General features: G+C 68.6%; 13 protein-coding genes. 10 read left to right on the top strand and 3 right to left on the bottom strand.

Annotated features, from left to right (window positions below):
- Nucleotides 1–168 precede the first annotated feature (168 nt).
- The 5 genes from J2W68_RS08710 to J2W68_RS08690 all read left to right on the top strand — a co-directional run bounded on the left by J2W68_RS08710 (nucleotide 169) and on the right by J2W68_RS08690 (nucleotide 10690).
- Complete coding sequence (locus J2W68_RS08710) at nucleotides 169–2424, top strand: TonB-dependent receptor (RefSeq protein WP_310234679.1); 2256 nt, start codon at nucleotides 169–171, stop codon at nucleotides 2422–2424.
- 179 nt (nucleotides 2425–2603) lie between these two features.
- The gene (locus tag J2W68_RS08705; RefSeq protein WP_310234677.1) at nucleotides 2604–5939 is read left to right on the top strand and encodes a PAS-domain containing protein; all 3336 of its coding nucleotides are present in this window, start codon (nucleotides 2604–2606) and stop codon (nucleotides 5937–5939) included.
- Between the two features lie 60 nt (nucleotides 5940–5999).
- Nucleotides 6000–6488 carry an NUDIX hydrolase gene (locus J2W68_RS08700; protein WP_310234675.1) on the top strand — a complete coding sequence of 163 codons (489 nt, stop codon included), beginning with the start codon at nucleotides 6000–6002 and terminating at the stop codon, nucleotides 6486–6488.
- A gap of 267 nt (nucleotides 6489–6755) precedes the next feature.
- Entirely contained in the window at nucleotides 6756–9335 is a 2580-nt protein-coding gene (mprF, locus tag J2W68_RS08695; RefSeq protein WP_310234673.1) for a bifunctional lysylphosphatidylglycerol flippase/synthetase MprF, read from the top strand.
- Nucleotides 9332–10690 carry an AcvB/VirJ family lysyl-phosphatidylglycerol hydrolase gene (locus J2W68_RS08690; protein WP_310234670.1) on the top strand — a complete coding sequence of 453 codons (1359 nt, stop codon included), beginning with the start codon at nucleotides 9332–9334 and terminating at the stop codon, nucleotides 10688–10690. The genes mprF and J2W68_RS08690 overlap by 4 nt, the downstream gene beginning before the upstream one ends.
- Before the next feature lie 122 nt (nucleotides 10691–10812).
- Here J2W68_RS08690 and mfd read toward each other — a convergent pair whose 3' ends face one another.
- The 3 genes from mfd to J2W68_RS08675 all read right to left on the bottom strand — a co-directional run bounded on the left by mfd (nucleotide 10813) and on the right by J2W68_RS08675 (nucleotide 16040).
- Entirely contained in the window at nucleotides 10813–14331 is a 3519-nt protein-coding gene (gene mfd, locus J2W68_RS08685) for a transcription-repair coupling factor (RefSeq protein ID WP_310234667.1), read from the bottom strand.
- 154 nt (nucleotides 14332–14485) lie between these two features.
- Nucleotides 14486–15061, bottom strand: coding sequence for a GNAT family N-acetyltransferase (locus J2W68_RS08680; RefSeq protein ID WP_310234665.1), 576 nt, complete (start codon nucleotides 15059–15061; stop codon nucleotides 14486–14488).
- Between the two features lie 121 nt (nucleotides 15062–15182).
- Nucleotides 15183–16040, bottom strand: a complete 858-nt coding sequence (locus J2W68_RS08675; RefSeq protein ID WP_310234663.1) for a 23S rRNA (adenine(2030)-N(6))-methyltransferase RlmJ — start codon at nucleotides 16038–16040, stop codon at nucleotides 15183–15185.
- A gap of 130 nt (nucleotides 16041–16170) precedes the next feature.
- Between J2W68_RS08675 and creB the strand changes: the two genes are divergently transcribed.
- The 5 genes from creB to J2W68_RS08650 all read left to right on the top strand — a co-directional run bounded on the left by creB (nucleotide 16171) and on the right by J2W68_RS08650 (nucleotide 21339).
- Nucleotides 16171–16851 carry a two-component system response regulator CreB gene (gene creB, locus J2W68_RS08670; protein WP_310234661.1) on the top strand — a complete coding sequence of 227 codons (681 nt, stop codon included), beginning with the start codon at nucleotides 16171–16173 and terminating at the stop codon, nucleotides 16849–16851.
- A 1-nt stretch (nucleotide 16852) separates the two neighbouring features.
- Nucleotides 16853–18280, top strand: coding sequence for a two-component system sensor histidine kinase CreC (creC, locus tag J2W68_RS08665; protein WP_310234658.1), 1428 nt, complete (start codon nucleotides 16853–16855; stop codon nucleotides 18278–18280).
- A gap of 84 nt (nucleotides 18281–18364) precedes the next feature.
- Entirely contained in the window at nucleotides 18365–19741 is a 1377-nt protein-coding gene (gene creD / locus J2W68_RS08660; protein WP_310234656.1) for a cell envelope integrity protein CreD, read from the top strand.
- Between the two features lie 99 nt (nucleotides 19742–19840).
- On the top strand, nucleotides 19841–20449 hold the full coding sequence (locus J2W68_RS08655) for a GNAT family N-acetyltransferase (protein ID WP_310234654.1): 609 nt from the start codon (nucleotides 19841–19843) through the stop codon (nucleotides 20447–20449).
- Complete coding sequence (locus J2W68_RS08650; RefSeq protein WP_310234652.1) at nucleotides 20446–21339, top strand: carbon-nitrogen hydrolase family protein; 894 nt, start codon at nucleotides 20446–20448, stop codon at nucleotides 21337–21339. The genes J2W68_RS08655 and J2W68_RS08650 overlap by 4 nt, the downstream gene beginning before the upstream one ends.
- The last annotated feature ends 573 nt before the right edge of the window (nucleotides 21340–21912 follow it).

Genomic DNA, 21912 nt, shown 5'->3' with positions numbered 1-21912 from the left:
GTCTTTCCACGGTGCGGCGGCCCGATGGCCGATGGGTGGGCAGTGTCGGCAGCGCCGCCGGCCGCAGCTATTGGCCGAAGGTACGATGCCGCCCGCGGCGTGCGCTCCCTAGTCTTGCCGTCGGGCGGCAGCGTGCCGCACGACCTGGCGACCCGTGGGAGGGGACACATGAAGCGCAACATGACTCGGTATTCGACACTCGGTCTGGCCATCGGCCTCGGTCTTGCAATGCCGACGGTCCACGCCCAGCAGGCGGCGCCGCAGACGACCGCCGCGCAATCGAACGCGGCCACGACGCTCGATGCGATCACCGTGACCGCGCGTCGCCGCAGCGAATCGATCCAGGACGTGCCGGTTGCGGTCAGCGCCTTCGGCGAGGAACAGCTGAAAGACCTGCAGGCCAACAACATCGACGGCTTGCAGGGCGCCGTACCGAACCTCAACATCGTGCAGGGCCGCGGCTCGGCCAACAGCGTCAACGCCTTCATCCGCGGTATCGGCCAGCCCGACGCGCTGCAGACCTTCGATCCCGGCGTGGGCCTGTACGTCGACGACGTCTACTACTCGCGCATCAACGGCGCACTGTTCTCGCTGTTCGACGTGCAGCAGGTCGAAGTGCTGCGCGGCCCGCAAGGCACGCTGTACGGCAAGAACTCGACCGGCGGCGCGATCAAGGTCACGACCAAGAATCCCTTCGACGACAGCGGCGGCGCGGTCGAGCTGACCGGCGGTGACCACGGCCGCGCCGAGGGCCGTTTCTACGTGTCCGGCCAGCTCAGCGACACCGTCGCGGCGAGCATCGCCGGCGCCTGGCTCAACCACGACGGCTTCATCCGCGACCGCGACAGCGGCCGCCACTACAACGACGACGACACCCGCGCGCTGCGCGCCAAGATCGCGTTCCAGCCGACCGACGCGTTCCGCGCGACGTTGTCGATCGACCACACCAAGCAGGATGCCGCGCTGTCGCTCGGCCAGCCGACCGCGCCGCTGCGCCGGACCGACCTCGCGCTGGGCACGGTGACCCTGCTGCCCGCGCCGACCGGCGAGTTCGACTTCACCGCGCGCACCTCGTTCCGCCCCGACCAGGGCCAGGAGCTGAAGCACTCCGGTGTATCGCTCGCCGCCGAGTGGGACCTCAGCGATGCCGCGCTGTTCAAGAGCATCACCTCGTACCGCGAGCTGGAAACGAATTCCTTCATCGACATCGACGCGTCCGAGTTCGAACTCGGCGACGTGCTGGTCGCGCTGGACCAGAACCAGTTCAGCCAGGAATTCCAGCTGCAGCTCGACAACGGCCGCAGCCTGCAGACGACGTTCGGCGTGTACTACATGAAGGAGGACGTGCCGTCCTACCAGGAGGCCTACGCCGACGACCTGTTCGCGTTCGCCGGCGTGCCGATCTCGTTCCTGCGCACGATCGGCGACGACCTCAGCACCGAGAGCATCGCCGCGTTCGCCCATGCCAACTGGGAATTCGTGCCGACCTGGACGCTGGCCGCCGGCCTGCGCTGGACGCGCGACACCAAGGACTACGACCGCAGCACCAGCACATTCTGGGGCGTGCCGTTCACCGCGCTCGGCGAAACAGTGGCCTTCAGCGCGAAGAAGAGCTGGACCGCATGGACACCGTCGGTGAGCCTGCAGAAGGCATTCTCCGACAATCTGATGGGCTACGTGTCGGCGAACCGCGGCTTCAAGTCGGGCGGCTTCAACGGCCGTGCGAACAGCGCCGCGGACGCTGCTGCACCTGACTTCGATCCCGAGTTTGTCTGGACCTACGAGCTCGGCATGAAAGGCAGCTCGTCCGACAACCGCCTGCGCGGCAGCGTCGCCGCGTTCTGGAGCGAGTACAAGGATTTCCAGGCGCGCGTGTCGCAGGACGTCGGCACGTTCCCGGTGCTCAATGCCGCCGAGCTCGAGATCAAGGGCATCGAGTTCGAAGGCACGGCGCTGCTCGGCGAGACCACGACGCTCAGCGCGCAGGTCGGCTATCTCGATGCGCAGTACAAATCCTTCGAGGATTTCCGCCTCGATCCGTCGTTCCCGGGCTTCGATCCCAGCGTCAATCACGACCACGTGCCGTTCTCGCCGGAATGGACCGCGCGCGTGGCCCTGCAGCACGGCTTTCCACTCGCCAACGGCGGCCAGATCAGCGTGGGCGGTGACGTGTCCTATCGCAGCGATACCTGGCTGTCGGTCGACAACCGCGTCAACCTCAGCCAGGACGCCTACACCCTGGTCGGCGCCTACGGCGTCTGGGATTCGCCGCAGTACGTGTGGCAGGTGCGCGCCGGCGTGCGCAACCTGACCGACAAGACCTACAAGGTCGAAGGCCAGGAGTTCGCCAGCGTCGGCAACATCCAGACCGCGTACTACGGTTGGCCGCGCAACTGGTATGTGTCGGTGCGCTACAACTTCTGATCCCCTCTGCAGGAGCGCGCTTGCGCGCGATCGGGTGCTACGCGGTGCTACGCGGTGCCCATCGCGCCCGAGGGCGCTCCTACGGGGTGATGCGTGGGGAAGCTGCGCTATCCTCGCCGCGATCCGGGGGATAGACGCACCATGAAGCTTCCGCAGGTCACGATCGGGGACGCACGCACGTGTTGAGTGTCGGCGTCGTTGTCGCAGCGGTCGCCCTGTGGCTGGCCGTGATGTTCGCTGTCGCCGTGTACGGCGAGCGGCATCCCCATGCGCTCGGCTCGCGCTGGCGCGATATCTACGTGCTGTCGCTCGCGGTGCACTGCACCTCGTGGACCTTCTACGGCACGGTCACCCAGGCCGCCCGCTACGGCTGGCCGTTACCGCCGACCTTCCTCGGCGCCATCCTGTTCCACGTGATGGCCTGGCCGGTGCTGCTGCGTTTGGTGCGGCTGGCGCGCGACAGCAACGCGACCTCACTGGCGGATCTGATCGCCTCGCGACTCGGGCGTGATGCCTGGCTGGCGGCGACGGTGACACTGGTCGTCGCCTTGGGTCTGGTGCCCTACATCGCGCTGCAGCTCAAGGCGGTGGCGATGAGCTACGCCACGCTACTCGGCCGTCCGCAGGCGCTGGCGGACGTGGTCGCGCCGTGGCAGGACAGTGCGCTGTACGTCGCGCTGGCGATGGCGCTGTTCACGATGCTGTTCGGCACGCGCCGCGCGAGCGCCGCGGGACACAACCGTGGCCTTGTGCTGGCGATGGCCTTCGAGTCGGTGTTCAAGCTCGCGGCGATGCTCGCGCTGGGCCTGTTCGTCTGGTTCGGATTGCGCGGTCTACCCGAACTCGCGTCGTCGCCTGTCGTCACGCCGCCGGTCGGTGGCGCCAGTGGATTCGTGCCCCTCGTGGTGCTGGGCGCCGCGGCAATGTGCATCATGCCGCACCAGTTCCATGTCGGTGTCGTGGAATGCCGCGACGAATCGCATGTGCGTGCGGCGCGCTGGCGCTTTCCGCTGTACCTGCTGCTGATCGCGCTGCCGATGCTGCCGCTGGCGCGCGCGGGCAGTGCGTTGCTCGGCGATTCGGTGTCGTCGGACATGTACGCGCTCGCGCTGCCACTGGCGATGGGGCAGGAAGGGCTCGCGCTGGTGGTATTCCTCGGCGGCCTGAGTGCGGCGACCGGCATGGTCATCGTCAGCACGCTGACGCTGAGCCTGATGATCGGCAACCACTGGTTCGCGCCAGGCCTGTTGCGCGGCGCATGGTCGCGCGGGGACGGCGACGATCATCGCGGCGCGCTGCTGATGCTGCGGCGTGGGGTGATCGTCGCGATCATGCTGCTCGGCTGGATCTATAGCCGCATGGTCAGCGGCAACGATGCGCTGGCCGATGTCGGCGCGGTCTCGTTCTCGGCGCTGGCCACGCTGGTGCCGGCGCTCGGCTTCGCGGTGCTGCGCCCACAGACGCCGCCGTTCGCCGCGCTGGTCGGCGTGCTGGCGGCGTTCGCCGCCTGGGCCTGGGTGATGCTTGTCCCCATGCTCGTCGGCGACGCGTCGACCTGGCTGCAGGCCTGGCCGGTCACGCTCGCGTGGTTGTCGCCCGATGGCCTGTTCGGACTGACCGGCTGGAGCCGGCTCGGGCGCGCGGTCGGTGCGAGCCTGTTCGTCGGCGTCGCGCTGACCCTGCTGCTGTCGCTGCGCCACTCGCCCGACACTGCGGCCGCGCGTCGGCGTCGTCCCGGCGCGAGCCGGCAGACCCTGGCGAGCGCCGGCCGGCGTTTTCTGGCGAGCGCGCGCGTCGACGAGCTGCTGCAGGACGCGCCCGCCCAGGGCCCGGTACCGCGACGCGTGCAGGCGCGGATGGAGCGCGAACTTTCCGCAGTGCTGGGTGCAGCGTCGGCGCGGCTGCTGCTGGACGCCGCGCGCCGAGATGCCGGCCCAGATTTCGACACCGTCGCCGCGATCGTCGGCGAGGCCTCGCAGGACCTGCGCTTCAACCAGCGCGTGCTCGAAGCCGCACTGGAGAACATGACCCAGGGCATCAGTGTCGTCGACGAACAGTTGCGCCTCGTCGCCTGGAATGCGCGCTACGCGGAACTGTTCGGCTATCCGGCCTCGCTGCTGCGCGTGGGCGTTGAAGTGGCGACGCTGGTACGGCACAACGTCGGCAGCGGCTTGATCGGGGCGGTCGACGTCGAGGCCGAGGTCGGCAAACGCCTGCGCCACATGCGCGCCGGCACGCCCTACGTCGCCGAGCGCACGCTTGCGGCTGGGCAGGTCATCGAGATCCGCGGCAATACGATGCCCGGTGGTGGCTTCGTCGCGACCTTCACCGACGTCACCGCGTTCCGGCGCACCGAACACGCACTGCGTCTGTCGAACGAGACGCTGGAGCAGCGCGTCGCCGAGCGCACCGACAGCCTCGACCAGGCACGCCGCGAAGCCGAGCGCGCAAACCTCGCCAAGACCCGTTTCCTGACCGCCGTCGGTCACGACCTGATGCAACCCTTGCACGCCGCGCAGCTGTTCACCGATGCGCTGTCGCAGCAGTTGCCGGGCGATGTCGAACCGCGCTTGCGGCAGATTCGCGGCGCGCTCGATTCGACCAGCGATCTGTTGACCGGCCTGTTCGACATGTCGCGGCTGGAGGCCGGCGGCCTCGTGCCGCAACCGCGTGCGTTTCCGCTGGCCGAGGTGCTCGAACCGCTGGCCTCCGAGTTCGCCGCGCTCGCTGCCGAGCGCGGATTGTCGTTCCGCCACGTGCGCAGCCGCGCCTGGGTCGACAGCGATCCGCAACTGCTGCGGCGCGTGCTGCAGAACTTCCTCGGCAATGCGGTCCGCTATACGCCGCGCGGTGGCGTGCTGATCGGTGTCCGGCGCGTAGGCGGGCAGGTGCGCGTCGAGGTGCACGACACCGGCCCGGGCATTCCCGATGCGCAGCAGGCCATGATCTTCGAGGAGTTCCGGCGTGGCGAAGGCGCAGCGGGGCAGGGGCTCGGTCTGGGGCTGGCGATCGCGGACCGCATCGCGCACCTCCTGCATGCACCGATCGCGCTGCGCAGCCGCACCGGGCACGGGACGGTGTTCGCGATCACGGGCGCGGGCGCGCATGCCGATCGCGTCGCACCGCCGCCGACCCGGGCGGGACTGGCCGGCGCGCGCGTGCTGGTCGTCGACAACGATGCCGCCGCGCTCGCGGCCCTGGCGACGTTGCTGCGCGGCTGGGGCTGCAGCGTCGATGCGGTCGCCGATGGCGACGCGGCCGCGCGTGCCCTGGCGCAGACGGCGGCCGACCTGTGGGTGTTCGACTACCACCTCGACGATGGCGACACCGGCATCGCACTGCACGCGCGACTGGCGGCGCGCTTCGGCGCGCGTCCGACGTTGATCGTCAGCGCCGACGACACCGGTGCGGTGCGCAGCGATGCGCTCGCCACCGGACTGTCACTGCTGCCCAAGCCGGTGCGTCCGCTGGCGTTGAAGTCGGTGCTGGATCGCATGCGCGCGATGCGCGGCTGACGGCCGCAGACGATCGGCTCGCTACAATGGTGGGCTTCCGAAGTCCTCGACCGCATCCCGATGCCTTACACCCCGATCGTCGCCACCCTCGGCTACGTGCTCTCGCCCGATCGCCGTCAGGTGCTGATGATCCATCGCAATGCGCGACCCGGTGATCATCACCTCGGCAAGTACAACGGCCTTGGCGGCAAGGTCGAGCCGGACGAGGACGTCGTCGCCGGCATGCGCCGCGAAATCATGGAAGAGGCCGGCATCACCTGCGAGGCGATGACGCTGCGCGGCACGATCAGCTGGCCGGGTTTCGGCAAGCACGGCGAGGACTGGCTGGGCTTCCTGTTCGTCATCGAAGCCTGGCAGGGCACGCCGATGACCTCGAACCCCGAAGGCACGCTGGAGTGGATCGACGTCGACCGCATCCTCGATCTGCCGCTGTGGGAAGGCGATCGCCAGTTCCTGCCGTTGGTATTCGATGCAGATCCGCGCGCGTTCCATGGGGTGATGCCCTATCGCGGCGGACGCATGCAGTCGTGGTCGTTCTCACGGCTGTAGGACGCGGCTTCGCGCCGAAATCGGTGCGGCACGTCGGTTGAGCGCTCACGCCGTAGCGGGGCCGGCGCTGCGGGAGTGCGTTTGCGCGTGATGCGGCGTGACGGGGGCGCCCACCGCCGCGGCCGCGGCCACGGCGCAGGCATGCCGGCATCCCCCATCTCCACGTTGAATGCCGTATGGCGGTCGCTCTGACGCCAGCACGGCTGGGTGTATGCTCCGCCGCCATCGTGCCCCGCAATCGTGCCGGGGCGCAGGCGAGGGGTTCGCATGGCGGTGTCGTCCCGACGTTCGCTGCAGGCAGTGACTGCCTGCGTGCTCGCGCATGCCGACGCCTTGCGTCGGATCGTGATCGTCGCCGGCGTGCTGGGCATCGGCACGCTACTGGTGTTCGCGCTGCGCAGTTTCTGGCACGGGTTGCGCTATGACGACATCGTCGCCGCGATGGAAGCCACGCCCGGCGTGCGGATCGCGCTCGCGGTCCTGGCGACCGCCGTCAGCTTCGCCGCGCTGGTCGGTTACGACGCCAGTGCGCTGCGCTATGTCGGCGCCCGCGTGCCGCCGCGCACCATCGCCAAGACCGCCTTCGTCGGCTATGCGCTGAGCAACACCATCGGACTCGGCGTGTTCACCGGTGGCGCAGTGCGGATGCGGCTCTATGGCGCGGCCGGGGTGGAGCCGGCCGCCGTGTCGCGGGCCATCGTCTTCAATGCGCTGGTGTTCGGACTCGGCGCCTGCGCAGTCGGCGGCGCCGGTCTGTGGTGGGACGCCGCCGCGCTCGCGCCGCTGCTGTATCTCCCGGCATGGGCAGTCGCCATTTGCGGCGCGTCGGCCATGGGTGCGGTGCTGGTGGTGCTGGCGCTGTGCCACGTGCGCGATCGCATCGGGCGTCTGCGGCTGCCGTCGCCCAGGCTCGCGTGGACGCAGCTGGCGCTGTCGGTGCTCGACATCACCGCTGCGGCGGCCGTGCTGTGGCTGCTGCTGCCCGAGGGCGCGGTCGGCTTTGCGACCTTCCTCGGCTTTTATGCGGCGGCCGTCGTGATCGGCGTCATCAGCCATGTGCCCGGCGGCCTGGGCGTGTTCGAGGCGGTAATGCTGGTCGCGCTCGGCAGCAGCGTGCCGGCGGGCGAACTCGCGGGTGCGCTGGTGCTGTACCGGCTTGTCTATTACGTATTGCCGCTGGTGATCGCGCTGGGCGTGCTGATCGCCCACGAAACCGGGCAGCTGGCGACGCCGGCACGACGGTTCCTGTCCGGCCTCGCGCCACGCGTGCTCGCCGCCGCCACGCTGGTCGCGGCGGTGATGCTGCTGGTCTCCGGCGCGACGCCGGCGACCGGTCGCGCGTTGCAGGCCCTGCAGGTGCTGCCGCTGCCGCTGGTCGAGGCGGCGCATTTCCTGAGTTCGATCATCGGCGTGCTGCTGCTGTTCGTCGCCCGCGCGTTGCTGCGTCGGCTCGATGCGGCGTGGTGGGCCGCGGTGGTGCTGGTCGCACTCGCGCTGCTGTTCGCCTTGCCCAAGGGACTGGCACTGACCGAAGCCGTCGTGCTGTCGGCCCTGCTGCTCGCACTGCTGGCGTCGCGGCGTTCGTTCAAGCGTCGGGCGTCGCTGCTCGCCGTGCCGTTCACCGGTGGCTGGCTGCTGGCGATGGCGGTGATCTGTGTTGCGGTCACGGGTCTGCTGTTCTTCGCCTATCGCGATGTCGCCTACGGCCACCAGTTGTGGTGGCAGTTCGCGGTGTCGGGCGAGGCGCCGCGTTCGCTGCGCGCGATGGTGGCGGTCGCGGTGGTCGCCCTGGTGCTGGCGCTGCGCCAGCTGGTGCGGCCGGGCATGCCCGCACCGCCCTTGCCCGATGCCGCGCAGCTCGCGCGGGCGCAGGCGATTCTGCGCATGCAGTCGCAGGCCGACGCGGGTCTGGTGTTGACCGGTGACAAGCACCTGCTGTTCTCGGAAGCCGGTGATGCGTTCCTGATGTACGGCCGCCAGGGCCGCTCGTGGATCGCGCTGTTCGATCCGGTGGGCCCGCGCGAATCCTGGCCCGAGCTGGTCTGGCGGTTTCTCGAGCACGCGCGCGATGCCGGTGCGCGCGGCTGTTTCTATCAGGTCGGTCAGGACGCGCTGCCGCTGTATCTCGACGCCGGCCTGCGGCTGTTCAAGCTCGGCGAGTATGCCAGCGTGCCGCTGAAAGGCTTCTCGCTGCAGGGCAAGCGCCGCGGCAATCTGCGCACCGCGGTGAACCGCGCCGAGCGCGAAGGGCTGACCTTCGCGATCATCGACGCCGTCGATGTGCCGGCCGCGCTGCCGGCGATGCGCGCGGTGTCCGATGCCTGGCTCGGCGAACATCGCGCTGCAGAGAAGCGCTTCTCGATCGGCGCGTTCGATCCGGCCTACATCGCGCGTAATCCGGTGGCGGTGGTGGGTGACGGCGAGCGGATCATCGCCTTCGCGAGCCTGCTCGTTGCCGGCGATCCCGCGACTGGCGAGGCCGAGGCCAGCATCGACCTGATGCGGCATCTCCCCGATGCGCCGCCCGGCACGATGGATTTCCTGTTCGCGCGCGTGTTGCAGTACCTGTCGGACGCCGGCTATGTGCAGTTCGGTCTCGGCATGGCGCCGCTGTCGGGCATGGCCGCGCATGCACTGGCGCCTAACTGGCATCGCATGGGCCGGCTGCTGTTCGCACGCGGCGAGCACTTCTACAACTTCCGCGGTCTGCGCGCGTTCAAGGACAAGTTCGATCCGCAGTGGAATGCGCGCTATCTGGCCACGCCCGGTGGCGTTGCGCCGTTGCTGGTGCTGGCCGATGCCGCGGCGTTGATCGCCGGTGGCTATCGCGGCGTGCTGTCGAAATGAGACTGGTGTGGATCTGCGTGTTCGCGTTGTCGTTCGGGTTTCCTGCGGCTGCGCAGGAGCGGGTCAGTCACGGTTTCTTCCATGACATCGCGCTGACCCGCCCGGCGCAGCCGGCGACGCATACCGTGCTGCTGCTCGGCACAGGACATGACGCCGCGACCGCTTCTGCGCTCGCGCGCGAAGGCGCGCTGGTGGCCTCCATCGACGTGAAACATCTGCAGGCCGCATTCGCCAAGGACGCCGGCGTCTGCGCATTTCCCGATGGCGACCTCGAGAATCTGTCGCACTGGCTGCAGGGCTACGCGCGCTTGCCGGATTACCGGCCGCCTGTGCTGGTCGGGCAGGGCGACGGCGCCGCGATCGGCTATGCGATGGCCGCGCAGGCGGATCGCGGCGTCTTTGCCGGCGTGATCACACGCGGTGCGCTGCCGCCGCTCGCGCTCGGTAAGCCGCCATGCAAGGGTGCGGGCACGTTGTTCAATGCATCGACGCCGGTGCAGAAAACCGTGGCACTGCAGGCGGTTCAAACGTTGGCGACGCCGTGGCTGGCACTGGGCGATGTGCGCGAACTGCCGGAATTGCAGGCGTTCGTCGCCGCCATCAACGGCGCCGCGGTGCGTGCGCATGGTCATGAAGTGCCGCCACTGGTCGCTGCCGTGCGCGCATTCGCCACCGCGTCGGCACGCACGCAGCTTGCGCCGCCGCCGGCTGACGTGCGTGATCTGCCGCTGGTCGAAGTGCCCACAACCGGCACGGCGCAACCGGTGTTCGCGGTACTGCTCAGCGGCGACGGTGGCTGGGCGGGCCTCGATGCAGAAGTTGCTGCCGCGCTCGCCGCGCGCGGCATTCCGGTCGTCGGTTTCGATTCACTGCGCTATTTCTGGTCTGCGCGGACGCCCGACGGACTGGCCCGTGATCTCGACCGCGTGGTGCGTGCGTACGCCATGCGCTGGCAGCGCCCGCGGGTGCTGCTGATCGGCTACTCGCAGGGCGCGGACGTGTTGCCGTTCGCGGTCAACCGCTTGCCGATCTCGACGCGCGCGACCGTCGCACACACCGTGTTGATGGGGCTGGGAAAGCGCGCCTCGTTCGAGTTCCACCTCGGCAACTGGCTGTCGGCCGGCGACGACGATGCGCTGGAGATCGCGCCGGAAGTGCTGCGTCTGTCGGCCGACCGCACGTTGTGCATCGAAGGCGAGGGCGACAGCGACGCGACCTGCGCCTCGTTGCCGCCGGGCCACGTCACGGTGCGCACCTTGCCTGGTGGTCATCACTTCGGCGGCGACTACGCGCGGCTTGCCGATCTGATCGGCGAGGGTGTCCGCGCGTCGGCAGCAGAAGAATCGACGCGCTGAGCGCCACGTAGCCAGTAGTGCTCGATACGAACCTGTAGGAGCGCGCTTGCGCGCGATCCGGCATTAACGGTAGCGCCCGATCGCGCGCGAGCGCGCTCCTACAGAAACCGATCACGCGCCGATCAGGCAGCGCTCGAAGGCGCCAGCGCGATCAGTAACCCGCGAGCGGCCTGGATGCGCGTCTCCGCATCCGGCAACTCCAGGGTGATGCGCAGCTTGTCGGGCCCATCCATCTTGTAGTGCTTTGGCTGCCCCTGGATCAGGCGGATCACCGCCATCGGATCGACCTTCGGCTTCTCGACGAACTGCACGCGGCCACCCTTGTCGCCGAGATCCAGCTTGCGCAGGCCGAGCGCGGTCGCCTGCAGCTTGAGGTCGGCGATCTGGAACAGATGCTTGGCGGGGTCGGGCAGCAGGCCGAAGCGGTCGATCATCTCGACCTGCAGCTCGCGCAGCTTGTCGATGTCGCGCGCGCTGCTGATGCGCTTGTAGAGCATCAGGCGCGTGTGCACGTCGGGCAGATAATCCTCGGGAATCAGGGCCGGCACGTGCAGCTCGATGTCGGCGCCACGTGCGTCCACATCGTCGATGTCCGGCAGCTTGCCCTGCTTGATGCTGCGCACCGCGCGTTCCAGCAGCTCCGTGTAGAGGCTGAAACCGACCTCGGCCATCTGCCCGCTCTGGCCTTCGCCCAGCAGTTCGCCGGCGCCGCGGATTTCCAGATCGTGGGTCGACAGGGTGAAGCCCGCGCCGAGTTCGTCCATCGACGCGATCGCTTCCAGACGCTTCTTCGCATCGCTGCTGATCGAACGCTGGTCGGGGATCACCAGATACGCGTAGGCGCGATGGTGCGAGCGACCGACGCGGCCACGCAGCTGGTGCAGCTGGGCGAGACCGAACTTGTCGGCGCGATTGATGATGATGGTATTGGCGTTGGGGATGTCGATGCCCGACTCGATGATCGTCGAACACAGCAGCACGTTGAAGCGCTGCTTGTTGAAATCCAGCATCACCTTCTCGAGCTCGCGCTCGGGCATCTGGCCATGGGCGATGCCGATGCGCGCTTCCGGCACGAGTTCTTCCAGCTCGCGCTGCATGCGGCCGATGCTCTCGACATCGTTGTGCAGGAAATACACCTGGCCGCCGCGGCTGAGTTCGCGCTGGAAGGCTTCGCGCAGCTGCGCGTCGTCCCAGGGCACGACGAAGGTCTGCACCGCGAGGCGATGCGCGGGCGGGGTCGCGATGATCGACAGATCGCGCAGGCCGGCCATCGCCATGTTGAGCGTGCGCGGGATCGGCGTCGCGGTCAGGGTGAGCAGATGCACGTTCGCGCGCAGCGCTTTCAGCGCTTCCTTCTGGCGCACGCCGAAGCGCTGCTCCTCGTCGACGATGACCAGGCCCAGATCCTTGAACTTCACGTCGGGCTGCAGCAAGCGGTGCGTACCGACGATGATGTCGAGCGTGCCGTCGGCGATCTTGCCGATCTCGGTCTTGATCTCCTTGGTGCTCTTGAAGCGTGACAGCACCTCGACGCGGATCGGCCAGTCGGCGAAGCGGTCGGCCATCGTGCGGTAGTGCTGTTCGGCGAGCAGGGTGGTCGGCACCAGCACCGCGACCTGCTTGCCGGCCGCGGCGGCGACGAACGCGGCGCGCACCGCGACTTCGGTCTTGCCGAAGCCCACGTCGCCGCAGACCACGCGGTCCATCGGCTGGCTGGAGCCGAGGTCGCGGATCATTGCCTCGATCGCAGCGTGCTGGTCCGGCGTTTCCTCGAACGGGAACGCGGCCGCGAATGGCTCGTACATCGTGCGATCGACTTCCAGCGCGAGTCCGGCGCGCGCCTGGCGCTTGGCCTGGATTTCCAGCAGTTCCGCAGCCACGTCGCGGACCTTGTCGGTGGCCTTCTTGCGCGCCTTGGTCCAGGCCTCGCCACCGAGCGAATGCAGCGGCGCGGTTTCCGGCGACGCGCCCGAGTAGCGGTTGACCAGATGCAGCTGCGACACCGGCACGTACAGGCGGTCGCCCTTGGCGTACTCGATGTCGAGGTACTCGCCCGGCTGGCCGCCGGCTTCGAGCACGACGAGGCCGCGATACCGGCCGACGCCGTGGTCCTCGTGCACGATCGGCGCGCCTTCGCTGAGTTCGCCGAGGTCGCGGATGATGCTTTCCGGATCGCGCGCGGCACGTTTGCGGCGACGCGGCTGTGCGGCGCGCTCGGGAAACAGCTGGCGCTCGGTCAGTGCCGTCAGCTGCGGCGCATCGATCGCAAAGCCGTTATCGAGCGGCGCGATCGCGACCGCGAATTTCGCGTCGCGATCGGCGACGAACGTCGGGAAGTCCTGCAGGACCGACGGCCGCAACTTGCCCGCGTGCAGGATTTCCAGCAGCGCTTCGCGGCGGCCCGCCGAATCGGCGGCGATCAGCACGCGGCCCGGATAGCTGCCGAGGAAGCGCACCAGCGCATCGGCCGGCGTGTGGTCGCGTGCGGCGAGGGGCAGATCGGGGGCGGGCTGGTCGCCGAGCGCGGACGCCTGCGCATGGCGCGGATGTTCGGCGTCGCAGACTTCGACGCGCGCGCCCTGGTTGAGGCGTTCGCGCAGCGCATCCGGCGTCAACCAGAGTTCGGCCGGTGGCAGCAGCGGCCGTTCGATGTCGTGACGCAGTTGGTCGTAGCGGTGCGTGACCTGCTGCGTCCAGAAATGGTCGCTGGCCGGCGACGCGCCGGTGTCGATGACCGGCAGCGTGTTCGCCGGCAGGTAATCGAACAGCGTCGCGGTCGACAGTGGCGCCTCGCCCTTGTCGAGCAGGGTGCGCCGCGGCGCCTCGAAGAACAGCGGCAGGTAATACTCGATGCCGGCCGGCGCGGCGCCGGCCTTGAGGTCCTGGTACAGACCGCTGCGGCGGGTGTCGATGTCGAAGCGCTCGCGCAGCGTGTCCATGGCGCGCGCGGTCGCGGCGTCGTCCAGCGGGACCTCGCGGCCGGGCAGCATCCGCAGCGCGGCGATCTTGTCGAGCGAGCGCTGCGATTCGGGATCGAAGGCGCGGATGGTTTCGATCGCGTCGTCGAACAGCTCGATGCGATAGGGCTGGTCGGCGCCCATCGGATAGACGTCGAGCAGGCCGCCGCGCACGGCGAAATCGCCCGGATCGTGGACCTGCGGCACGTGCGCGTAGCCGGCGCTTTCGAGCCGGCGTTTTTCGGCGTCGAGATCCAGTCGCTGCCCGACATCCAGATCGAAGCTGGCACCGGCGACATGGCGCACCGGCGCGAGCCGCTGCATCAGCGTCTGTACCGGCACCACGACGATGCCGCGCTTCAGCGACGGCAGGCGGTGCAGGGCGGCGAGGCGCTGCGAGACGATGTCCGGGTGTGGGCTGAAGCGGTCGTAGGGCAGGGTCTCCCAGTCCGGGAACGGCACCACCGGCAGATCGGCGTCCGGCCCGCCGAGCGTACGCAGATCGTGTTCGAGCTGCTGCGCGCCATGGTTGTCGCGGGCGACCAACAACAGGGGACCGTCGTGCGTGCGCGCCGCCTGCAGCACGGCCCACGCCAAGGCGCTGCGACTGGCGGGCGCGCGCCACCATGCACGTGCATGACCGGCGGTGGGCAGGGGAGGCGAAGCGGCGACAGCGTGCGGCATGGAGAGGTCCGGATGGCGGAACACAAAACAACGGCAGCGCCGAAAGCCAAGGGGCCGGCGCGAATCAGGGTGTGAAGTCTAGACGAGCGCGTCGCAGGAACTGCGATCGCGCTGCGAAGACCGCGCCGCAAAGAGGCGCGGCGGGATCAGGCGATCAGCCCAGACGCACGTTGGGCGTGGTGTCGACGACCTGGCGCTTGAGTTCCAGCGACACCCGGACCATGCCGGGCGTGTCGACGGCCTGCTGCTGGAAGCTCAGCGACTTGGCGAGCGCAAGCATCGGCTCGTTCTCTTCCAGCACATCGCCGAAGATGCGCTCCAGACGCTTGCCCTTGGCCCAGCGCACGAGGCGCCGGAGCATGTGCCGGCCCAAGCCCATGCCGGCCACGTAATGGCTGACCAGGATATGGAACTCGGCCTGGCGCGTGCCGGGCAGTACGGCGGCGCGGGCCACGGCGCCGACCAGGGCATCGCCCGGGGTGTAGGGCTCGGCAGCGACCAGCACGAACTCGGACTTCGGATTCGGCTGGGTCAGGCGGTTCGCCGTTTCCGGCGAGAGCTCCGCTTTGGCGTAGAGAAAACGCTGCCGCACTTCATCGGGCTCGAGCAACGCGAACGACGCACGCAGCGGTTCGGCATCGGCGGGACGGATCGGGCGGATCAGCACCTGGCGGCCATTGGCGAGGCGGATTTCCTCGTGCCACGGCGGGAGTCTGTTGCGTGCAGTCATCGAGAGTCGGGTCTGAACGGGTATGGGCGACCTTACCCGGACCGTCTATTCACGAACCGTGAAGGGAAAGCGCGCGTTGCGCGAAGTTTCCCCATTCATGTGGTGTCGCGCCGCGCAGCGTTCAGGCCGGTTCGCGCAGCCAGTGCAGGCGGGTGTCGGCGCCGGCCTCGCCGATCGCGCTTTTGAGCGCGTCGAGCGCCGGGGCGAGCGCAGTGGCCAGTTGCCAGGGCGGATCGAGGATCAGCAGGCCACTGCCGTTCATGCGCAGCGGCGAGTCATCGGCGCGGACCAGAAGTTCGACCAGCAGGGACGCCTTGGTCTGCAGTTTCGCGGCCGAACGCAGGAACGGCGTCAGCGTGCGGCGCTGCTTGATCGGATACCAGAGCATCTGGATGCCCTGTGGCCAGCGCGCCAGACCCTCGCGCATTGCCTTGAGCGCGATTTCGAATTCGGCGGCCTGCGCTTCGTAGGGCGGGTCGACCAGCACCAGACCGCGATTGAAGCGCTGATCGCCAATCTTCGGCGGCAACAGCGACTTGAACGCCGCATAGCCATCACCGCTGTGGATGGCCACCCTCGGATCACTACCGAGTGCGCGACGCAGCGCGCCCGCCGCGGCGAGTTCGGTCTCGCAACAGGCAATGCGGTCCTGCTCGCGCAGCGCATGGGCCAGCAGCCACGGCGAACCGGGATAGGCATCGGCGCCGTGCTCGGCCCGGCAGGCGTTGACCGCCGAGAGATAGCGCGCGATCAGCGGCTGCCTCGGCGCCGTGGCGAGCAACAGGCTGATGCCGTCGTCGGCTTCGCCGGTGCGCCGGGCCCGTTCCTCGCGCAGGCGATAGATACCGCCGCCCGCATGGGTGTCGAGCGCGAAGCAGGGCGCGGGCTTGGCCGTCAGCGCATCGCAGATCGCGAGCAGCACGATGTGCTTGAGGACATCTGCATGGTTGCCGGCGTGGAAGGCGTGTTGATAGTTCATTGCGACAGCTTATCCGGGACCGCAAGCGGACTGACGTTTCGTGGGCAAAGGACCGGACGATGAGGCGCGCACGCGGCGGCAATTCGTCGCCACAGGTTAGGATTCGCCGACTTCCGACGTCGTGGATTCCATGAGCGCCATCCTGCTGGTCGAGGACGAAATCGCGATCGCCGAGACCGTGGTCTATGCGTTGCAGGCCGACGGGCACACGGTGCGCCATAGCCTCGATGGGCAGCAGGCGCGGGCTGCCGTGCTCGAGACCGCATTCGATCTGGCGATCCTCGATGTCGGCCTGCCGGACATCAGCGGCTTCGCGCTGTGCGGCGAACTGCGCCGGTACGCGCCGCTGCCGGTGATCTTCCTGACCGCGCAGGCGGCGGAGTCGGAGCGCGTGCTCGGCTTCGATCTCGGCGCGGACGACTACATCGCCAAACCTTTTTCGTTGCGCGAGCTGGTCGCCCGCGTGCGTGTGGTTGTGCGCCGTGGTGTGCCCGAGACGGCAATCCCCGAAGCGAAGCGCGCCGGGGCGTTCGAGCACGACGTCGACGGCCGCCGGATCCGCTATCACGGCAGCGCACTGGATCTGACCCGCTACGAGTACGGATTGCTGGCAGCGCTGCTGGCGCGGCCGGGCGCGGTGCTGTCGCGGATGCAGTTGATGGAGCGGGTCTGGGAAGATGCGCCGGACAGTGGCGACCGGACCGTCGACACGCACATCAAGACGCTGCGCGGAAAGCTGCGCACGGTCGCGCCCGCCATCGACCCGCTGCGCACGCACCGCGGCATTGGCTATTCGCTGGACATCGACTGAGGTGCGGATCGGGCTGCGCATCCTGCTCGGGTATTTCCTGATCGTCGCGCTGGCGGCGTTCCTGCTGATGCGCGTCTTCACCCAGGAGATCAAGCCGGGTGTGCGGCAGGCGATGGAGGACACGCTGGCCGATACCGCCAACGTGCTCGCGGAGCTGGCCACCGATGATTTTCTCGCCGGGCGCATCGATGACGGTCGCTTCGCCGCCCGCGTGCGCGCGCTGCGGGAGCGCGATATCGGCGCCAACATCTGGGGCTTCCGCAAGGCGCAGGCCGAGTACCGCATCTACGTCACCGATGCCAGCGGCATTGTGATGTTCGATTCGGCCGGCCGCGATCTCGGCCGCGACTATTCACGTTGGAACGATGTGCTGCTGACGCTGCGCGGCCAGTACGGCGCACGGTCCACCCTCAGTGATCCTGACGACGACAGTTCCTCGGTGATGTATGTCGCCGCGCCGATCCGCGACGGTAACCGCGTCGTCGGCGTACTGACGGTGGCCAAGCCCAACAGCGCGATCGCGCCGTTCATCGCCCGCAGCGAACGTACGATCCTGCGCTGGGGCTTCGTGCTGCTCGGCACCGCGCTAGCGGTCGGATTGCTCGCAGCCTGGTGGCTGTCGCGCCAGCTTGGCGGCCTGCGGCGCTATGCCGACAAGGTCACGGCAGGCGAGCGCGCGACGCTGCCGGATGCCGCTGGCGAGTTCGCCGATCTCGGCCGCGCGCTGGAAACGATGCGCGAGCGGCTGGAAGGCAAGCAGTACGTCGAGCGCTACGTGCACGCGTTGACCCACGAACTCAAGGCGCCGCTGGCGGCGGTGCGCGGCGCGTCGGAACTGCTCGAATCGCCATTGCCCGAGGCCGACCGCGTGCGCTTCGCAACCAGCGTGCGCGAACAGAGCGAGCGCATGGCACAGATGATCGACAAACTGCTCGCGCTGGCGGCGGTCGAGCATCGCCAGCGGATCGAACAGCCGACCGCTATCGACGTGCCCACCCTCATCGATGCTGCAGTGGCGCCGTTCGCGGATTGCGGCGTGCAGGTGCGCCTGCACACAGGTGATGCGGCGGGGCTACGCATCCGCGGCGATGCATTCCTGCTGCGGCAGCTGCTGTCCAACCTGGTCGACAATGCCTGCGCGTTCTCGCCGGCCGGTGGCGTGGTCGAGGTCGAGGCGCTCAGCGACGGCGCCCGACTGCGGATCAGCGTGTCCGATCGGGGCCCCGGCGTGCCGGACTATGCGCTGCCGCGCGTGTTCGAGCGCTTTTTCTCGTTGCCGCGGCCCGGCGGGCGCAGCCGCAGCAGCGGTCTCGGGCTGGCCTTCGCCGCCGAGGTCGCGGCGCTGCACGGCGGCGACGTGCGCCTGGAACACCGCGAGGGCGGCGGCACGCGCGCCATCGTCGAATTGCCGCTGCCCGCCATCGGCTGAGACTTCTTGTTCGCTTCACACAGCCGCCCGCGTGCCGCCACGCAGGGGGTGCAATCTGCGCGCACCCCAACACGGAGCGTCGCGATGCGACTGATGCTGAAGATCCTGATCATCGCCGGCTTGAGCCTGGCGATCCTGATACCACTGGTGCTGATCCGCGCCGTGATCCACGACCGCGAGCAGCATCGCGCGGCGGCAGTCTCGCGCATCGCCTCGAGCGAGGCGGGCGCGCAGACGCTGAGCGCGCCGGTGTTGGTGGTGCCCTATACCGAGCGCGTGGAGGTGGAGCAGACCGACGACCAAGGCCGGTCGACCGGCCGCGTCTGGCGTGACCGCAGCGGTGCATGGACGTTCTTTCCCAAGACCATGGAGATGACCGGCACGATGTCGCCCTATCTGCGCCAGCTTGGTCTGCACGATGTGCGCATGTACGCGCTCGGCGGTCAGCTGTCCGCCGACTTCGACGTGCAGATTCCAGAGGACGCGGCAGACCTGCCGCCACGGCGCATCGGGACGCCGTGGGTCGGCTACACGATTGCCGACGTGCGCGGCCTGCGCGGCGCGCCGCGGCTGCGGATCGACGGCGCCGGGGTCGCATTGCATCAGGGCGCGGGCAGCGATGGTGGCAGCGGCGTGCATGCGCTGCTTGCGCAGCCTGTCCTGGCCGGTGCGCCGGTGCGCCTGCGCACGGTGCTGGATTTCGAACTGAGTGGCGCCGAGACGCTGGCCGTGGTGCCGTTGGCCGACGAGAACACCGTGACGCTGGATTCGCCGTGGCCGCACCCGCAGTTCAATGGCCGGTTCCTGCCGCGCGCACGCGATGTCGGTACGGGGGGGTTCCATGCCGAGTGGGCGGTCTCGTCGCTGGCCAGTGACGCGCAGCTGCAGTACCGCAACGGCACGCGTGCCGAATCCCACACCGCGTCGATGCTGCGCGGACACGGCGACGCGGGCGTCGACGTGCTCGGCATATCCCTGGTGGACCCGGTGGATGCGTACACACGGGCCGACCGCGCCAGCAAGTACGGCATCGTCTTCGTGCTGCTGACCTTCACCGCGTTCTTCATGTTCGAGATGCTGCGCGGCCTGCGCATCCACCCCATCCAGTACGGGCTGGTCGGCCTGGCGCTGGCGATCTTCTTCCTGCTGCTGCTCGGCCTGTCGGAGCACATCGCGTTCGACTGGGCCTACCTCGCCGCCAGCGGCGCCTGCATCGGCCTGATCGGCGTGTATCTGGCCGCAGTGCTGCGAAGCCGGCTGCGGGGGCTGGGCTTCGCGGCCGGGCTCGGTTTGCTCTACGCCGCGCTGTACGGATTGCTGATCTCGGAGGACAACGCGCTGGTGCTGGGCGCCGGCCTGCTGTTCGCGATCCTTGCGGCGATCATGCTGGTGACGCGCCGGGTGGACTGGTACCAGGTCGCGGCCACGCCGACGGCGCCGCCGCCCTTGCCGTCGCGTTGATCGAACGGTTCTGTGCACGTGGCCGCCGGCCTGCCTGCGGCCACGCTGCGTTCCGTGGTGCAGACGAAGCGCCGACTGCACCCATGCGAAACTCCCGCCATGACGTCTTCAGCTCTCACCGTGCGCGCGCTGTCCGGCGATGCCCTGCAGCCCTGGCTCGAGGCGGTCGCGCAGTTGCGCATGACCGTGTTCCGCGGCTGGCCTTATCTCTATGCGGGCGACGCCGACTACGAACGCGCCTATCTGGCCGCGTATGCACGCTCGTCGCGCAGCGTGTTTGTGCTGGCCTTCGACGGCGACACCGTTGTCGGCGCGTCGACCGGCCTGCCGCTGGCCGACGACACGGCCGAGTTCCAGGCGCCGTTCGTCGATCAGGATGTCGCGGTCGACCGCGTGTTCTATTTCGGCGAATCGCTGCTGCTGCCGCAATGGCGCGGACACGGGATCGGTCACCGGTTCTTCGATCTGCGCGAGGCACATGCGCGCGCGCTTGGCGATTTCGATCTGACCGCCTTCGCCGCTGTCGATCGCGCCGAGGACGACCCGCGTCGTCCCGGCGCGCATCACGACAACGAGGTGTTCTGGCACAAACGCGGCTATGTGCGGCAGCCGGGCATGACCATGTTGCTGCGCTGGAACGAAGTCGATGTCGGCGATGTAGCGCATCCGATGACCTTCTGGACCCGTCCGCTGGAGGCGAGTGCATGAGGGTCGCCGCTGCACGCTATGCGATCGGCATGCCGCCGGATTTCGACGCCTTCGCCGCACATCAGAGACGCCTGCTCGGTGACGCCGCCGCGCTGGGTGCGCAGGTCGCGGTGCTGCCGGAATACCTCGCACTGGAACTGGCCGCGACCTTCGACGACAGCGTGCGGGGCGACACGCTCGCCTCCATGGCGGCGGTCCAGCGCTACCGCGGCGACTGGCTCGCGCTGTTCGCAGGGATCGCCCACGACACCGGCATGCACATCGTCGCCGGCTCGTTCCTGGTCGACATCGGAGGTGGCCGCTACCGCAATCGTTCCGACCTGTTCTCGCCGGCGGGCGGTCACGGCTGGCAGGACAAGCTGCAGCTGACCGGCTTCGAGAAACAGACCGGTGTGATCGAACCCGGCGACACGCTGAAGGTCTTCGACCTCGGCGGCGTGCGCGCCGGCATCGCGGTCTGCTACGACATCGAGTTCCCGCTGCCGGCGCGCACGCAATGGGAAGCCGGCGCACGCCTGCTGCTGGTGCCGAGTTGCACCGATACCGCCGCGGGTGCGACGCGCGTGCGGGTGGGCTGCCTGGCACGCGCGCTGGAGAACCGCTGTTTCGTCGTCCAGTCAGTGACGGCCGGCGAGGCGTCGTGGACACCGATCCTCGACGTCAACACGGGCCGCGCGGGGCTGTTCGCGCCGATGGATGTGGGGTTTCCGTCGGACGGGGTGCTGATCGAGACCGGCGACGCGGACGTCTGGGCGATCGCGGACGTCGATGTCGACGCGCTTGAAGCTGCGCGTGTGGATGCGCAGGTCGACAATGATCGGGATTGGGTGGGGCAGGTAAGGCCGGCGTTGGCGCGGGCGGTGTTGTCGTCTTTTGAGTCGTCCCGTTAGTTTTTCTGAGCCTGGAAAGAAGTAGTCGCCGACTCCACTGCGGGCAAGACAACATCTTCGATTCTGCTTTGACGCCGAAGCGGGCTTAGAGCCGAGCTTTTGATCTACGATCCGCCGCGCTGCGCACACCCACCCGGAGGGCGCCGCCCATGGATGGCGGCGTTTTCCGAGCGAGGCAGGATGCCGAGTCGGAAAATCCCGGTGCACGTGACGCCGCGGGGTGTGGACGTATCGGGGAGACGTTTTTCTTTGGTTCTGTTTCTTTTGGGGTCTACCAAAAGAAATGAACTCGGCCGCGTCAGCGGACGAAAGCGTTTGACGTAGCTGTTCGTTTCGCTGCCTGAGGCGATAGGCAAAATCAAACGCTTCCACTCGCCTAGCGGCGAGCGGGTTCATTTCTTTTGCTGGCCCAAAAGAAACGGAACCAAAGAAAAGGGCCAGCCCCGACGGAGCAAATCCGGCAAGTCATTCGTTCCGGGATTTTTCGACTCGCCATCCTGGCTCGGTCGAAAAACGCCGCACATCCATGTGCGGCGCCCTACGGGTCTGCGGGCTGCCCGGCGGCGATCTGGA

Source organism: Luteimonas terrae, from assembly GCF_031457535.1.
GTDB lineage: Bacteria > Pseudomonadota > Gammaproteobacteria > Xanthomonadales > Xanthomonadaceae > Luteimonas > Luteimonas terrae_A.
The sequence above is the reverse complement of the archived record's forward strand: the minus strand, read 5'-3'. Positions and strand labels throughout refer to the sequence as shown.

What these genes read in the sequence shown, in the direction of transcription:
- J2W68_RS08710 (WP_310234679.1), top strand. Translation starts at nt 169, where the DNA reads ATGAAGCGCAACATGACTCGGTATTCGACACTCGGTCTGGCCATCGGC.
- J2W68_RS08700 (WP_310234675.1), top strand. Translation starts at nt 6,000, where the DNA reads ATGCCTTACACCCCGATCGTCGCCACCCTCGGCTACGTGCTCTCGCCC.
- mprF (WP_310234673.1), top strand. Translation starts at nt 6,756, where the DNA reads ATGGCGGTGTCGTCCCGACGTTCGCTGCAGGCAGTGACTGCCTGCGTG.
- J2W68_RS08690 (WP_310234670.1), top strand. Translation starts at nt 9,332, where the DNA reads ATGAGACTGGTGTGGATCTGCGTGTTCGCGTTGTCGTTCGGGTTTCCT.
- mfd (WP_310234667.1), bottom strand. Translation starts at nt 14,331, where the DNA reads ATGCCGCACGCTGTCGCCGCTTCGCCTCCCCTGCCCACCGCCGGTCAT.
- J2W68_RS08680 (WP_310234665.1), bottom strand. Translation starts at nt 15,061, where the DNA reads ATGACTGCACGCAACAGACTCCCGCCGTGGCACGAGGAAATCCGCCTC.
- J2W68_RS08675 (WP_310234663.1), bottom strand. Translation starts at nt 16,040, where the DNA reads ATGAACTATCAACACGCCTTCCACGCCGGCAACCATGCAGATGTCCTC.
- creB (WP_310234661.1), top strand. Translation starts at nt 16,171, where the DNA reads ATGAGCGCCATCCTGCTGGTCGAGGACGAAATCGCGATCGCCGAGACC.
- creD (WP_310234656.1), top strand. Translation starts at nt 18,365, where the DNA reads ATGCGACTGATGCTGAAGATCCTGATCATCGCCGGCTTGAGCCTGGCG.
- J2W68_RS08655 (WP_310234654.1), top strand. Translation starts at nt 19,841, where the DNA reads ATGACGTCTTCAGCTCTCACCGTGCGCGCGCTGTCCGGCGATGCCCTG.
- J2W68_RS08650 (WP_310234652.1), top strand. Translation starts at nt 20,446, where the DNA reads ATGAGGGTCGCCGCTGCACGCTATGCGATCGGCATGCCGCCGGATTTC.